At 70.8% G+C, this 14,491-nt stretch carries 11 protein-coding genes; 9 read left to right on the top strand and 2 right to left on the bottom strand.

What is annotated here, in order from left to right:
* The 4 genes from ABZ915_RS41390 (at position 1) to ABZ915_RS41375 (ending at position 9,245) form a co-directional block, all read left to right on the top strand.
* On the top strand, positions 1-5,232 hold the full coding sequence (locus tag ABZ915_RS41390; protein WP_361814220.1) for a type I polyketide synthase: 5,232 nt from the start codon (positions 1-3) through the stop codon (positions 5,230-5,232).
* A gap of 164 nt (positions 5,233-5,396) precedes the next feature.
* Positions 5,397-7,640 carry a protein kinase gene (locus ABZ915_RS41385; protein WP_361814218.1) on the top strand — a complete coding sequence of 748 codons (2,244 nt, stop codon included), beginning with the start codon at positions 5,397-5,399 and terminating at the stop codon, positions 7,638-7,640.
* Positions 7,641-7,736: 96 nt separating this feature from the next.
* Complete coding sequence (locus tag ABZ915_RS41380; protein WP_361814216.1) at positions 7,737-8,642, top strand: hypothetical protein; 906 nt, start codon at positions 7,737-7,739, stop codon at positions 8,640-8,642.
* Between the two features lie 123 nt (positions 8,643-8,765).
* Positions 8,766-9,245 carry a hypothetical protein gene (locus ABZ915_RS41375; protein WP_361814214.1) on the top strand — a complete coding sequence of 160 codons (480 nt, stop codon included), beginning with the start codon at positions 8,766-8,768 and terminating at the stop codon, positions 9,243-9,245.
* An 89-nt stretch (positions 9,246-9,334) separates the two neighbouring features.
* On the opposite strand, the gene ABZ915_RS41370 is transcribed toward ABZ915_RS41375, so the two are convergent.
* Positions 9,335-10,021 carry an SDR family oxidoreductase gene (locus ABZ915_RS41370; protein ID WP_361814212.1) on the bottom strand — a complete coding sequence of 229 codons (687 nt, stop codon included), beginning with the start codon at positions 10,019-10,021 and terminating at the stop codon, positions 9,335-9,337.
* Between the two features lie 116 nt (positions 10,022-10,137).
* Here ABZ915_RS41370 and ABZ915_RS41365 point away from each other — a divergent pair, with 116 nt between their 5' ends.
* A complete protein-coding gene (locus ABZ915_RS41365) occupies positions 10,138-10,689 on the top strand; it encodes a TetR family transcriptional regulator (protein WP_361814210.1) in 552 nt (183 codons plus the stop codon).
* Between the two features lie 563 nt (positions 10,690-11,252).
* On the opposite strand, the gene ABZ915_RS41360 is transcribed toward ABZ915_RS41365, so the two are convergent.
* Entirely contained in the window at positions 11,253-11,798 is a 546-nt protein-coding gene (locus ABZ915_RS41360; RefSeq protein ID WP_361814208.1) for a GNAT family N-acetyltransferase, read from the bottom strand.
* Positions 11,799-11,878: 80 nt separating this feature from the next.
* On the opposite strand from ABZ915_RS41360, the gene ABZ915_RS41355 reads away from it, so the two are divergent.
* The 4 genes from ABZ915_RS41355 (at position 11,879) to ABZ915_RS41340 (ending at position 14,446) form a co-directional block, all read left to right on the top strand.
* Entirely contained in the window at positions 11,879-12,706 is an 828-nt protein-coding gene (locus ABZ915_RS41355) for an MOSC N-terminal beta barrel domain-containing protein (RefSeq protein WP_361814206.1), read from the top strand.
* A 753-nt stretch (positions 12,707-13,459) separates the two neighbouring features.
* Entirely contained in the window at positions 13,460-13,894 is a 435-nt protein-coding gene (locus tag ABZ915_RS41350) for a helix-turn-helix domain-containing protein (RefSeq protein ID WP_361814204.1), read from the top strand.
* Positions 13,891-14,202 carry a helix-turn-helix domain-containing protein gene (locus tag ABZ915_RS41345; protein ID WP_361814202.1) on the top strand — a complete coding sequence of 104 codons (312 nt, stop codon included), beginning with the start codon at positions 13,891-13,893 and terminating at the stop codon, positions 14,200-14,202. The genes ABZ915_RS41350 and ABZ915_RS41345 overlap by 4 nt, the downstream gene beginning before the upstream one ends.
* Positions 14,203-14,248: 46 nt before the next feature.
* Entirely contained in the window at positions 14,249-14,446 is a 198-nt protein-coding gene (locus ABZ915_RS41340; RefSeq protein ID WP_361814200.1) for a hypothetical protein, read from the top strand.
* Positions 14,447-14,491 lie beyond the last annotated feature (45 nt).

The raw sequence follows: 14,491 nt of genomic DNA, 5'->3' as shown, positions 1-14,491 counted from the left end.
GTGGAAGCATCAGTCGAACAACTCGTCGCCGCGCTGCGGCAGTCGATGCTGGACAACGAGAAGCTGCGCCGGCAGAACGGCGAACTCGCCGAGCAGGCCGCCAAGGTGAGCGAGCCGGTCGCGGTGGTCGGCATGGCCTGCCGCTACCCCGGCGGGGTCGACTCCCCGGAGGGCCTGTGGGAGTTGCTGGCCGAGGGCCGCGACGGGGTCTCCCAGTTCCCGACCGACCGCGGCTGGGCCACGGAGGAGATGTACGACCCGGAGCCGGGCAAGCTCAACCGTACGATCACCACCGAGGGCGGGTTCCTCTACGACGCCGGTGACTTCGACGCCACGCTGTTCGGCATCTCGCCGCGCGAGGCGCTCGGTCTGGATCCGCAGCAGCGTCTGCTCCTGGAGACCGCGCACGAGGCGATCGAACGGGCGGGCATCGCCCCGCACACCCTGCGCAAGAGCAAGACGGGTGTGTTCGGCGGCGTGATGTACCACGACTACGGTCCCGGCACGAGCGACGGCAGCCTGGTCACCGGCCGGGTCGCGTTCAGCCTGGGCCTGGAGGGCCCGGCACTCACCATCGACACCGCCTGCTCCTCCTCCCTGGTCGCCATCCACCTCGCCGCCCAGTCCCTGCGCTCGGGCGAGTCCACGCTCGCCCTGGCGGGTGGCGTCACGGTGATGACCGAGCCCGACATGTTCCTGTACTTCAGTCACCAGCGGGGCATGGCGTCGGACGGCCGCTGCAAGTCCTTCGCGGCGTCGGCCGACGGCACCGGCTGCTCGGAGGGCGTCGGGGTCATCGTCCTGGAGCGGCTGTCGGACGCCCGCCGCAACGGCCACCCGGTACTGGCGGTGATCCGGGGTTCCGCCGTCAACCAGGACGGCGCCTCCAGCAGCATGACCGCCCCCAACGGCCCTTCCCAGCAGCGCGTGATCCGTGCCGCGCTGGACAACGCCGGCCTGACCATCGCCGACGTCGACGCCGTCGAGGCCCACGGCACCGGCACCAAACTCGGCGACCCGATCGAAGCCCAGGCCGTCCTGGCGACGTACGGCCGCCGGGACACCGACTCGAAGCCCCTGTACCTGGGTTCGCTGAAGTCGAACCTGGCCCACACCCAGGCCGCGGCGGGCGTCGGCGGGGTCATCAAGATGATCCTCGCCCTGCACCACGAAGTCCTGCCCCAGACCCTCCACCTCGACGAGCCCACCCCGCACGTCGACTGGGAAGCCGGACACGTACAGCTGCTCACCGAAGCCGTGTCCTGGCCGGCCGGGGACCGCCCCCGCCGCGCCGGCGTCTCCTCCTTCGGCCTCAGCGGCACCAACGCCCACATCATCGTCGAGGAAGCACCCGCCGAGGACGCCACGGAGGCCCCCGAGCACCGGGAGCTGCCCGCGGTGCCGGTGGTGGTCACGGCCCGCAGCACCAAGGCCCTCACCGAGCAGGCCGCCCGGCTGCACGCCCGCGTGGCCGCTCAGCAGGACCTCTCCCTGACCGACCTCGCCCACGCGACCGCGACGACCCGCACCCCGCACGAACACCGGGCCGTGGTCGTCGCCGAGTCCCGCGAGGAACTTCTCAGCGGGCTCTCCGCCCTGGCCGAGGGCGACCCCGCGAGCGGCCCCGGGGTGATCCAGGGGCTTACGCGGGAGGGCAGGACGGCGTTCCTGTTCACCGGTCAGGGCGCGCAGCGACTGGGGATGGGGCGTGAACTGCACGCCGCGTTCCCGGTGTTCGCGTCCGCGCTGGACGAGGTGGCGGCGGCCGTGGACGCCCACTTGGACCGGCCGTTGTACGAGGTGATCTGGGGTGAGGACGAGGAGCTGCTGAACAGCACCGCGTACACCCAGCCGGCGCTGTTCGCGGTGGAGACGGCGCTGTACCGGCTGGTGGAGTCGTGGGGGATCCGGCCGGACTACCTGGCCGGGCACTCCATCGGTGAGATCACCGCGGCCCATGTGTCGGGTGCGATCTCGCTGGAGGACGCGGCCCGGCTCGTGACCGCACGCGGACGTCTGATGCAGGCGCTCCCGGCGGGCGGCGCGATGGCCGCCATCCAGGCGACCGAGGAGGAGATCCTCCCGGTCCTGTCCGCCACGGTCGGCATCGCCGCGATCAACAGCCCCACCTCCGTGGTCGTTTCAGGCGTCGAGGCCGACGTGGATGCAATCGTCGCCGACTTCGCGTCACGCGGCCGCAAGACCACCCGCCTCCGCGTCTCCCACGCCTTCCACTCCCCCCTGATGGACCCGGCCCTCGCCGAGTTCCGCCAGGTCGCCGAGACCGTCACCGTGAGCGCACCGCGCATCCCGGTCGTCGCGGGCGTCCACGGCGAGGTGAGCGAGGACTGGGGCACCCCGGAGTACTGGACCCGCCACCTGCGCGAGGCCGTCCGCTTCGCCGACACCGTCACCTTCCTGCACGGCAAGGGCATCGCCCGCTTCCTGGAGCTGGGCCCGGACGCGATCCTGTCCGCGCTCGCCCAGGCCACCCTCGATGCCGAGGACACGGTCGTCATCGCCCCGGCCCTGCGCCGGAACCGGCCCGAGAGCGCGACGCTCCTGACCGGGCTGGCCCGCCTGTTCGCGGTGGGTGCCCGGGTGGACTGGGCGGCGTTCTACGAGGGCACGGGTGCCCGGCGCGTCGACCTGCCGACGTACCCCTTCCAGCACGAGCGGTTCTGGATCATCGAGAACCAGGGCGGCGGGGATCCGGCCTCCCTCGGTCTCGCCGCCGCCGGTCATCCGCTGCTCGGGGCGGTGGTCTCCGCCCCGGACGACGACGGCGTGACGTTCACCGGCCGCCTCGCGCTCGACACCCACCCCTGGCTGGCCGACCACGACGTCCTCGGCACCGTGCTGCTGCCCGGCACCGGCTTCGTCGAACTCGCCCTGCACGCGGGCGAACAGACCGGCAACCCCACCCTGGAGGAACTGATTCTCCAGGCCCCGCTCATCCTGCCCGAGCAGGGCGGGGTGGCGATCCGGGTCACCGTCGGCGCCGAGGAGGCGGGCGAGCGTACGATCCGTATCCACTCGCGGCACGAGCAGGCCGTCCCGGACGCGCCGTGGCTGCTGCACGCCGAGGGCGTCCTCGGCGCCGGTACTACCGCGCCCGCCTTCGACCTCACGGCCTGGCCCCCGGCCGGTGCCACCGAGGTGAGGGTGGACAACGCCTACGAGCTGCTCTTCCAGCAGGGTTACGACTACGGTCCCGTCTTCCAAGGGGTCAAGGCCGTCTGGCGGGACGGCGACACGGTCTTCGCCGAGGTCGCCCTGCCCGAGGAGACCCACGAGGAGGCCGCCGGGTTCGGCGTGCACCCCGCCCTGCTCGACGCGACCATGCACGCCCTCGGCGTCGGCGAGCACATCACCGGCGAGGAGCCCACGGAACTCCCCTTCTCCTGGTCCGGTGTCACCCTGCACGCGGTCGGCGCCGCCGCCGTGCGCGTCCGTATCACCAAGGACGAGGTCGGCAACCTGTCCCTGGCCCTCGCCGACCGGGACGGCAGCCCGGTCGCCTCGGTCGGTTCGCTGGCGTTCCGGCCGGTGTCGCAGGAGCAACTGGCGGGCGGGCGGCAGGAGTCGCTGTACGAGATCGGCTGGCGTCCGGTGCCGGCCGCCTCCGGCGGTGAGGGCGCGCACCGGTTGTGGGAGGACGTGTCCGGTGCCGACGAGCCGGTCTCGGGCGCGATCGTGTACGTGGTCCCGCAGGCCGAGGGACCGGTCCCCGAGGCCGTACGCACCGCCACCGGCCGGACCCTGGCCGCCGTTCAGCAGTGGCTGTCCGACAGCCGCTTCACCGACTCCACCCTCGTCGTGGTCACCCGTGGCGCCGTGGCCGTGGCCGACGAGGAGACCGTGGACCTCGGCCAGGCGCCCGTCTGGGGCCTGATCCGCGCCGCCCAGGCCGAGAACCCCGGCCGCATCCAGCTCACGGACATCCCCGAGGGCCTCGACGGCATCGCCGCGGTCATCGCCTCCGGCGAGCCGGAGAGCGCCGTGCGCGCGGGCGAGGTGTGGGTACCCCGGTTGACCCCGGTCACCACGGTCACCGGTGACAGGCCGGCGCTCGACCCCGAGGGCACCGTCCTGATCACCGGCGGCACGGGCGGCATCGGCGCCCACCTGGCCCGTCACCTGGTCACCGAGTACGGGGCGCGACACCTGCTGCTGACCAGCCGCCGCGGCCCCGCGGCCGAGGGAGCCACCGAACTCGCCGCGGAGCTGCGCGAGTCGGGTGCCGAGGTGACCGTCGCGGCGTGTGACGTCTCCGACCGCGACGCCCTCGCCGAGCTCCTGTCGGGCGTCCGCCTGACCGGCGTGGTCCACGCGGCGGGCACGGGCGACAACGGCCTGATCCCCACCATGACCCCCGACCGCCTGGACGCCGTCCTCGCCCCCAAGGCGGACGCGGCCTGGCACCTGCACGAACTCACCGCCGACCAGCCGCTGACCCTGTTCACCCTCATCTCCTCCGCCGGCGGCCTCACCCTCGCCGCCGGACAGGCCAACTACGCCGCCGCCAACACCTTCCTCGACGCCCTCGCCACCCACCGGCACACCGAGGGGAAGGCCGCCAACGCCCTCGCCTTCGGCCTGTGGAACGCGCGGACCGGCCTGATGGAGGCCGTGGAGGAGGACGTACGGCTGATGGCGGCCCGGGGTCTGCCCGCGCTGGAGGTCGCCGAGGCACTCACGCTGTTCGACGCGGCGCACGCCTCGGGGCGGGCCGCCACCGTGCCCTTGCGGGTCGACACCGGCACCCTGCGGTCACGTTCGGACGAACTGCCCGCGCTGCTCAAGGGGTTGCTGCCGCAGGCCGCACGTTCCCAGGAGCGGGCCGGCGGACGCGGTTCCGACCCGGCGGCACTGGTCGCACGGCTGTCGGAACTCTCCCCGAAGGAGCGCGAGCAGGAACTGCTGGACCTGGTCCGCGCCCAGGCGGCGGCCGTGCTCGGCCACGCCGGGCAGGACGCGGTCCGGCCGGACCGCGGCTTCCTCGACCTCGGCTTCGACTCGCTGACCGCGCTGGAACTGCGCAACCGGCTGGGCGGGCTCACCGGCTGCCGGCTGACGCCGACACTGATCTTCGACTACCCGTCACCGGACAAGCTCGCCGCGCACCTGCGTGAGCAGCTGTTCGGCCCGGACGACTCGGCCGACGACCTGAGCGGGGCCAGCGCCGAGGAACTCTTCGGCATCCTGGACGGGGAGGGCCTGCTGAACTGACGGCTGAACCGACGGCTGAGCCGACGTCGAGACGCCGAGGAGAAGCCGCCCGGGGAGTGCTCCCGGGCGGCTTTCCCGTTCATTGACGGCTGGTTGGGCGGAGCGAAGAATCCCCGTGCGCGCCGGTTTCCGGCCAGGCCGCGCCGAGGGGTGGAGGTAGGAGCGTGGGCAGACGCGAGTCGCCGGTCCCGGAGGGTCCCCTGCACGACTTCGCCCAAGGGTTGCGCGATCTGCGGGCGGCGGCCGGGTCGCCGCCGTACCGGGAGCTGGCGCGGCGTGCCCGGTACTCACCGTCGGCGCTGTCGGACGCGGCAGCGGGGCGCAGACTGCCGACGCTCGAGGTGACGCTGGCCATGGTGGCCGCCTGCGGCGGAGACGCGGACGTCTGGCGTGCGCGCTGGGAGGAGCTCGACGCGCGATTACGGGCCACCCACCCGGAGCTGCTCGCGGCCCCGGGGCAGTCCGCCCGGCAGACCGCGGACACGGACTCTCCGCCGGAGACGGACCTTCCCTCGGGCACGGCCCCCCTCTCGGGCACGGCCCCCTCCGCCGTCGAGCCGCTGCGGAAGGAGGATCCGAAGCGGGTCGGGGGGTTCCGGCTGCTGGGGCGGGTGGGGGCGGGCGCGATGGGGCAGGTCTTTCTCGGGGTGTCGGCGAGCGGGCGGCCGGCGGCGGTGAAGGTGATCCGGGCGGAGTTCGCCGAGGACGTGACCTTCCGGCGCAGGTTCGCCGCCGAGATCGCCACGGCACGCCGGGTGCAGGGCCCGTACTCCCCGGCCGTGGTCGACGCAGACGCGGACGCCGGACGGCCGTGGCTGGCCACGACCTACATCCCCGGTCCGTCCCTCGCCGAGGCCGTCCGGACGGCCGGGCCGCTGCCGCCGTCGGTCGTACGGGCACTCGCCGCCGGGATCGCGGAGGCGCTGGTCGCCATCCACGACGCGGGCGTCCTGCACCGCGACCTCAAGCCGTCGAACGTCTTGCTCGACCACGACGGCCCCAAGGTCATCGACTTCGGTGTCGCCCGCGCCGCCGACCACACCCGGCTGACCGGCACGGGCGTCTGGCTGGGCACGGTCCCCTACATGTCGCCCGAGCAGATCGAGGGCCGCCCGCTCGGGCCGCCGTGCGACGTGTTCTCCCTGGGCTGCCTGCTGGCGTACGCGGCCACGGGGCTCACCCCGTTCGGCGAGGGCAGCGCCGGAGAGGTGGCCGCCCGGATCACCCATGAGCCGCCCGACCCCGCCGCGTCGGCCGTCGAGGACGACCGGCTGCGCGAACTGATCACGCGCTGCCTCGACAAGGACCCCGAACAGCGGCCGACCCCGCGGCAGATCATCGCCGCCTGCGCGGACGGAGAGCAGCACCCCGCCGGGCTCCCGGCCGGCCTCGCCGCCCGCATGGCGCGCCGCGAGGCCGGCCTGAGCGACGTGCTGGCGCGGGCCGCACGCCGACGCACCGTCGTCCGGCTCAAGGTCGGCACCGCCCCGCTGATCATCGCCCTGGCCCTGGCGGTCGTCCTCGCCCTCACCACCCACCGCGGCCACTCCACGCTCGACACGACGCCGGCCCCGAGCACGACGGCGTCCCCGTACACGCTGGAGTTCCGGAACAGGCCGGTGACGACGGAGGACTACCACTCCTCGATCGATCTCACGACCGGGAAAGCGGCCACCCAGGGCAACTGGCTGCTGTCCACGGACGCCGGAGGCAACCGCAAGGGCGCGTTCGAGCTCCAGGACGCGAGTGAGGCCGCGCTGTCCGCCGAGCCGTCGCCCACGCCCGAGCGGTGCAAAGCCCTGATCGCCGGCAAGCCGCTGCCGAAGGTGCCCTTCGACGACGCGCCGGCCGGGAGCTGGTTCTGCCTGCACTGGGACCTGGGGGACGACTTCGCGGTCGTCCACGTCCTCGACCTGGACCGCGGCAACTGGGGAGTACGGGTCACTGTCGACTACTACCGCTCCCGCGACGGCAGCCCGACGCCCCCCTCTGCCACCGGCTCCACCCCCGGCTACATCGCCGTCTACCGCGAACGACGGGCCGAACTGCGCGACTACCACGACGACATCGACCTCACAACCGGAAAGCGCACCCGGAGCGAGGACACCTGGTACCTAAGCAGCAACGCGGGCGGCGACAGCCACGGCGCCTTCGAACTCGCCCCCGGCACCGACGCCTACGTCGCCGGTACCTCCGCCCCCACCCCGCGGACGTGCGCCGAGCGGATCACACGCCACCACCCGGTCAAGGCACCGGAGGCGGTGCACTTTCCGCAGGTGCCGGCCGGGCACTGGTTCTGTCTGCGCTCGCGCGACACCGGGGACATCGCCGTCGTCCACGTGATCTCGACCGACACCGACGAATGGGGTGCGGTCGTGGTCATCGACCGCTACCACCCCAAAGCCTGACCCGAGTCAATCGGTCATCAATCAGCTCTGGCAGGTCAAAAACCCATGCCCTGCACTGGGTTCACCGCCCCATCCTGCCAACACCAGGGAGTTCTCATGCCCACCACACGCACCCTCCGCCGTCCGTCCCGGTGTACCGGCGCCGCTCTGCTCACCGCCGCCGCCATCGTCGGCACCGGCGTCGCCCTGACTGCGTCCGGCACCCTCAACCCCACCGCCGCACACCGGTCCCCCCGTACGGACAGGGTCCAGGTGGCCGCCGCCGAGACCGCCGCGAAGGCCACCGTCCCCGCCGGCACGCGGTACTACGCGACCGCCGACATGTCCGGCGAGTCCGGCACCGTCACGGACGGCACCTCGTACACCCTCACCTGCCGCACCGACACCGGCGTCGCCAAGCCGGTGGTGGGGATCGTCATCCCGGGCATCGGCGAGGTCTACGTCCCGGGGAGTTCCGCCCCCACCCCCAGCGGCGGCATCGGCCTGCGCCCCTGCCCCACCGACACCTCCTCCGACCCCGCCCCCGCCCCCGGCAAGTACGCGGCCGAGGACTGCGCGAAGTGGGTGAGCACGCAGAAGCTGATGGAGGACTTCGTCAAGGAGTGGATCAGCAACAACGCGGAGACCTGGGCCGAGAAGCTCACCGCCAAGGGCGACCCCGCCACCCCGGCGCCGGCTGGCTCACCGATGGTCACCGATGCCCTCAGCAACGCGTCCGACGCCTTCTATGACAAGGCCGACGCCTTCCTGAGCGCCTTCCGGGACGCGCTCAAGGACTACCCCGAGACGTACGAGGACTGCCAGAAGCAGGCCGAGGGCGCGGACGAGCCGGAGTGGGAGGACGACGGCCTCGCGCACATGGAGGAGGAGGGCCTCTCCGACGAACTGCGCGAGTGGCTGGAGACGGCCGTCGACGAGACCGCGAACCTCGTCGCCGACGCCGCCAAGAACGGCGTCGGCTCCGACGACTGCGCACACTCCGGCACCTCCTCCCAGTGCTGAGCGCCCCGTCGGCAAGCCCGACGAGATGAACACCGCCCGGCCCCGCGCCCTCCCGGCACGGGGCCGCCCGGTCCCTCCTTCGGGCGATGGCAGAGCGATGAGTTTCGAAGTAATTTCAAAGTCATGGCACCCGAGAACGCGGCCGTGAACTTCTCCGAGCTGATCAACAAGAACAAGCAGACGCTCGCCCGGCTCAAGGAGTCGCCGCGACTGCTGCTGCACCGTAGAGATGGGGAGGACCTGGTCCTCACCACAGCAGCACGGGCCGAGCAGGACCGGACAGTGGTAGCGGCCGCCACCCGTCTGCTGTCGGCGATGTCACGCCGGGAGCCCGGCAGCATGGAGCTGCTCCTGGACATACTGCCGGACGCCTTCCCCTGGGTCCGCTTCCTGCCCGAGGCCGATGTCCACGCCTTCGCCGTCGACCTGGTCGACACCATGCGGGCCGCCGACTCGATCGGCAACAGTTCGTCCGTGGCCCAGATGCTCATCGCCTGGCAGCACACCGCTGAGGTCCACGCCGACCCCGAGCTGCTGGCCGCCCTGACCCGGGACCACGGCGAGGACTACGGCCCGGTGCCGGACCCACAGGACGTCGAGTGAGCGCCGGTCGCGGCGACCGCGCCGCGCCTCGATGAATTGGGCTGTCTTGCTCGGGTATGGGCGACGGGGGCCCCGTCAGGAGAGCGGTCTCAGCCGACCGTCGGGGCGTCGGCCAGGCCGCGCTTCACCTGCCGGGTGGTGTCGTCGGCGAGGATCTCGGGCAGACCGGCCGCGATGCCGTCCAGCGCCTGGGTCGCGACCCCGGCGGGGTCGGCCTTGTCCTCGGAAGGCACGTTCGCCGTCATGTCGGTGTCCATGTAGGCGACATGCAGCGCGGAGACGGCGACACCGCGCGGCGCCAGTTCTTCGCGGACGGCGCCACTCATCGCCCAGGCGGCCGCCTTGGACGCCGCGTAGGAGCCGGCCTGGGCCGGGTGCCACCAGGAGATCACGGAGAGGATGTTCAGGACAGCGCCGCCGCCGTTCTTCTCGATGACCGGGGCGAAGGCGCGCGTGGCGGCGAGAGGGCCGAAGAAGTTGGTGTTCATCTCGGCGTGCACCGAGTCCATGTCGCCGGCGATCAGGGGGTTGTAGAGCGCGATCCCGGCGTTGTTGATCAGCAGTGTCGCGTCGGAGGCGATGCGGGCAGCCTCCCGGATCGACGCCTCGTCCGTCACGTCGAGGCGGAGCGGCGTGACGCCTTCCAGGTCCACGGTCTCCGGCCGGCGTGCCGCCGCGTACACCTTCGCCCCGCGCTGGATCAGCTGCTCGGCGAGGTGGCGCCCCAGCCCGCGGTTGGCGCCGGTCACCACGGCGGTCGCACCCTTGAGTTCCATGATCGTTCCCTTTCGTCGCAGCGGGTCGGCCGACCCTCACCGCAATTAGATTACGTATGCAATCTATACGGCCGGGTACTATAGATGTCAACTGACATCTAAACGGGAGGTGGGTCATGGGCCGCGTGTCGCAGGCTCAGGCGCGGGAAAACCGGCAGCGCGTGGTGGAGACCGCGGCGCGACTCTTCCGGGAGCAGGGCGCCCAGGTCAGCGTCGCCGAGCTGATGAAGGCGGCCGGACTCACGCACGGCGCGTTCTACAAGCAGTTCGCCTCCAAGGAGGCGCTCTTCGACGAGGCCACCGCCCAGGCATTCGAAGCGGTCGTGCACGGCGCGGACCGGCACCGTGTAGCGCCGGACGCGGCGTCCCCCAAGGAACAGATCGACGCCTACCTGTCCGCCGAGCACCGCGATGACTCCGCAGAGGGCTGTCCGGTCGCCGCGCTCGCCGTCGATGTCGCGCGGGGGCAGGGCGGCCCCGCTGCCAGGGACAGGTTCAGCGAGGGTGTGGCCGAGTTCGCCCGGCGCGTCGCCACCGACGAGGACGACGGTCTCAGCCGGCTGAGCACGATGGTCGGGGCGTTGATCCTGTCGAGGGCCACCCAGGGCACCCCCATCTCGGAGGAGATCCTCTCCGCCGCCCGCGCGACGCTGACCGCGGTCGACTGACCTGCCGGGCTCGGGCATGAGCAGTCGAGGCGCACGAAGTACCGCTGAGGCTGATCTTGCTGGAGTCGGTGGACGGCGCCCGCGCAGTTCACGGGCCGCTCGGGCCGCCGTACGACCCCGCCGAGGACTGACTGCGATGCACAGAACCGTGCTGGAACCCCAGCCCGCGAAAGTCAGCCACGACGAAGCCGTACGACGAACGGGCTGGCGCGCGTGTGCCACAGCAAGTCCCACCGGACATCAGCCACGCCTCCTTATTGCCCTGCGATCACCCCGGACGGCCGTTGGCCAGGGAACATCACTGACGAGGTGTCAGTGGACCCGAAGCGCTTGCGCGAGGACCCCAAGAGCCACGCACGTCGAGGCAGTTGGCCGGAGTTTTTGTCGCTTCTAGAGGGCGCAGCCCCTACGCGTCACTGACCTGCAAAAACGCCCGAAGGATCGGCATCCTGCGATGCCTATATCGGCATCCTAGGATGCCGATACCTGATGCTGTAGGTCATGACGCCTGAGGTCATCGAAGGAACTTGGCGGTTCCCTGTTGCCGGCGACGATGAGGACGGTCACGGTGCAGGGCGGCTCAGCCGCCAGAGCACCTCGGTTCCGCTGCCGGAGGGAGCCGCCGGCGGCGTCGCGCGCTCCCGCCGGACTTCGGTGAAGCCCAGCCGGCGGGGGATGGCGCCGCTGGGCACGTTGGCCAGGTCGTGCGAGATCTCCAGGTACTCCACATCCGGCCGGGCGAACATCTCGGTGGCCATGGCCGCTGTCGCTCGCGTGGCGATGCCGCGGCCGGTGGCAGCCGGATGCAGCCAGTACCCGAGCCTCCAGCCCTCAGGTTCGGTCCCGCGGTAGGTCTGGCACATGCCAATGAGCGTGCCGTCTTCGACGATGGCGTAGTTGTACGCCTCACCGCTCGCCCACTTCGCGTCGGACCTCTCGAGGAACTCCCGCGTGTACTCCTCGCCGTGCCGCTCGACCCAGGGCATCCACGGGCGCAGGTGCTCCACGGACTCCTCGATCAACGTGACCACCGGGGCGAGGTCGCTCTGGCCTCGCCAGCGTCGCAGGGTGAAGTCTCCGCACTCGACGATCTCACTCGGCCGCTCCATGACGGTCATGGTTCCACGACGCATCCGCGACGAGTGCCCAGCAGGCGCACCTGAGGGACCGAAGCCGGAGAATGGAGCGCATGAGCAGGGTCGTTGCACTCTCGTACTACCCCATCAAGGGATGCGCCGGCGTCGCGGTGGACGATGCGATGCTGACCTTCGCAGGCCTTACGCACGACCGGAGTTTCATGGTCGTCGGTGAAGGAGGGGTGTTTCGCAGCCAGCGACGTTCTCCGCGGCTGGCGCTGATCCGCCCCGGGATCAGCGCGGAAGGCAGGCGCCTCACCTTGCGAGGGCCCGACCTGGAACCATTGGCCATCGACGTGGACACGTCCGGCGCGCGCCGGGACATCGAGCTGTTCGGGGCCCCGTTCAAGGGAATCGACCAAGGCGATGGGGCCGCTGAGTGGCTGTCGGAATTCCTCGGTGACCCAAGCCGACTGGTGCGCGTGCCGCCGGAGCACAACCGGGTGACCGACGGCCGGACGCCCGGCACCTCCGGTTACGCCGACAGCTGTGCCGTACACATCCTCTCCCTGGCCAGTTGGGACTTGCTCAACGAACGCATGGCGGCACGAGGAGGCGCACCGCTGCCGATGGACCGTTTCCGCCCGAACATCGTCGTCGACGGCTGGGACGAGCCCCATACCGAGGACCTGGCACGTCGGATCGCGATCGGTGACGCGGAGCTGCGCTACGCCAAACTCGCGATCCGCTGCGTCGTCACTATGGTCGACCAGGCAACCGGCGCCAAGGCCGGCCCTGAACCGCTCCGCACTCTCGCCGGCTACCGGCGTGCGGCCGAGGGAGGCGTCGCCTTCGGCTCGAAGTTCGCGGTTCACCGACCCGGCAAGCTGTCCGTGGGCGACGAGGTGATCGTCGGGGCGTGGGGCGAGTCGGAGCTGTAGCCGGGCCTCCCGGAGGAGGATGAAGTCGGCGTCAGGCATGGGGTCGTACGCCTCGGGCTGGAAGCGATCCGACGGCGCACGGGCCGACGCGGCGTAGGAAGCCGACTTCCGAGACCGCGCAGGCGACTCGAGCAGCCGTACTCCCCGTCAAAACACTGGCTGCGTTCCACGGAACCACGCTGGAACCTCAGCCCACGAAAGTCAGCCACGACGAAGCAGTGCGACGAACGGGCTGGCGCGCGTGTGCCACAGCACGTCCCACCGGGCATCAGCCACGCCTCCTCAATGCCCTGCAATCACCCCGGACAGCCGGTGGCCAGGGAACATGGCAGTGCCGCAGGCTTCGTGACCGTATAAGAGGCCGCCGAGCATGAATCGCTTTGACCTGCGAAAACGCTTGGATTCTGCCGATCTCTGCATCGGGTAACCCGACCCTGGCCTCGGTTTACCCGATGCAGAGATCGCCTCCACCCGACTTCCCGATCTACTCGGCCCGACCCCCAGAACGGTTCCACCCGATCCTCAGATCGCTCCACATGAACGGAAAGTACATGTTGATGGGGACACGAGCTGCCGGTGCTGCGGGTGCTGGAGTCCTGCGTCGATACGACACGACCGAGAGGGCGGAATGCATTGACCAAACGAGCATGTACGTTAGGTTCATCTCAACCGACCTCTCGGTCGGCTCACATGGCCAGATCAGCAATGCCCTGGTTCGGAGGAACGTTGGCAGCAGCACGGCCGGTGCGACGCGTGGTGGACGAGTTCGGCAATGAGATCCCCACCGCGCCGTATGCCTACAGCGGCTGGCATGCCACCGTGGACAAGGACAGAGTGCGCGCCATCACGCGCAAGTCGTCCGGGTTCACGCCGGCCGAGAAGTTCATGGTCCTGTGGTTCATCGGTGCCTCACCTCCCGGCATGGATCCCGTTCACCGCACGGGCAAGGACATCGCCGACGAGGTCGGGATGACGCCGGATGCACTCGGACGGATCATCAAGAAACTGGCCAGGCACCGGTTGATCATCGAGACTGGGAAGCTGGGCCGCATCAAGCTGTACAGGATCAGTCCGTACATCGCCTTCCACGGATCTGGTCTTGAACAGAGGGAAGCGGTGAAGGACTGGAACCCGCCGGACATCCCAGGATGGACCGCGCCGGGTCCGCGTGGTTGGGAGGGTCAGTGAAGGCTACCGACGGCGAGTACTACCGGGCAGTGCTGCGGCGTACCGCGGGCCTGTCGCCGAGCCAGCGTCTGATCGTCCTGCTGTACGCCATGATGCCGACGGACCGGGCCGGCGCTGTCCGTATGACCGGCCAGGAACTCGCGGCCGAGGTCGACATGACCCCTACCGTCTTCTCCCGGATGCGGCGGCAGCTCGTTGAGGCCGGCTGGCTGGAGCAGTCCGACCGCTTCTCCAACATCGTGTACTTCCGCCTCACCGCCCGGGCCACGGGCGAAGAGAACATCGTCCCCTTGAGCCGCGTCATGTGAGCTTGGGTGGCTGAAGGCACCCAAGCTCAGCATGTACCTATCGTTCATGTGGAACGACTTCTCGAACGGTATCCCTGAACACATGGCAGGGCAGATGATCCTCGGCACCATGGCCGACCTGACGGCCGACATCACCCCCGACGAGCGTGAACGCATTGACGCCATCAAGGCGGAGATGGCCGACGCCGAGCGAGGACATGAACTGGCTGCTCTTCGCAAGGCACGAAGCCGGCTCTCGCTGTAAGCGAAGGCCGAACCGGCCCGTCCGGCTCCCGCAAGCCCAAGGCCG

Origin of the sequence: Streptomyces sp. NPDC046915 (genome assembly GCF_040644935.1) — a bacterium.
Classification (GTDB): Bacteria; Actinomycetota; Actinomycetes; order Streptomycetales; family Streptomycetaceae; genus Streptomyces.
This window is presented reverse-complemented; position numbering and strand designations above follow the sequence as displayed.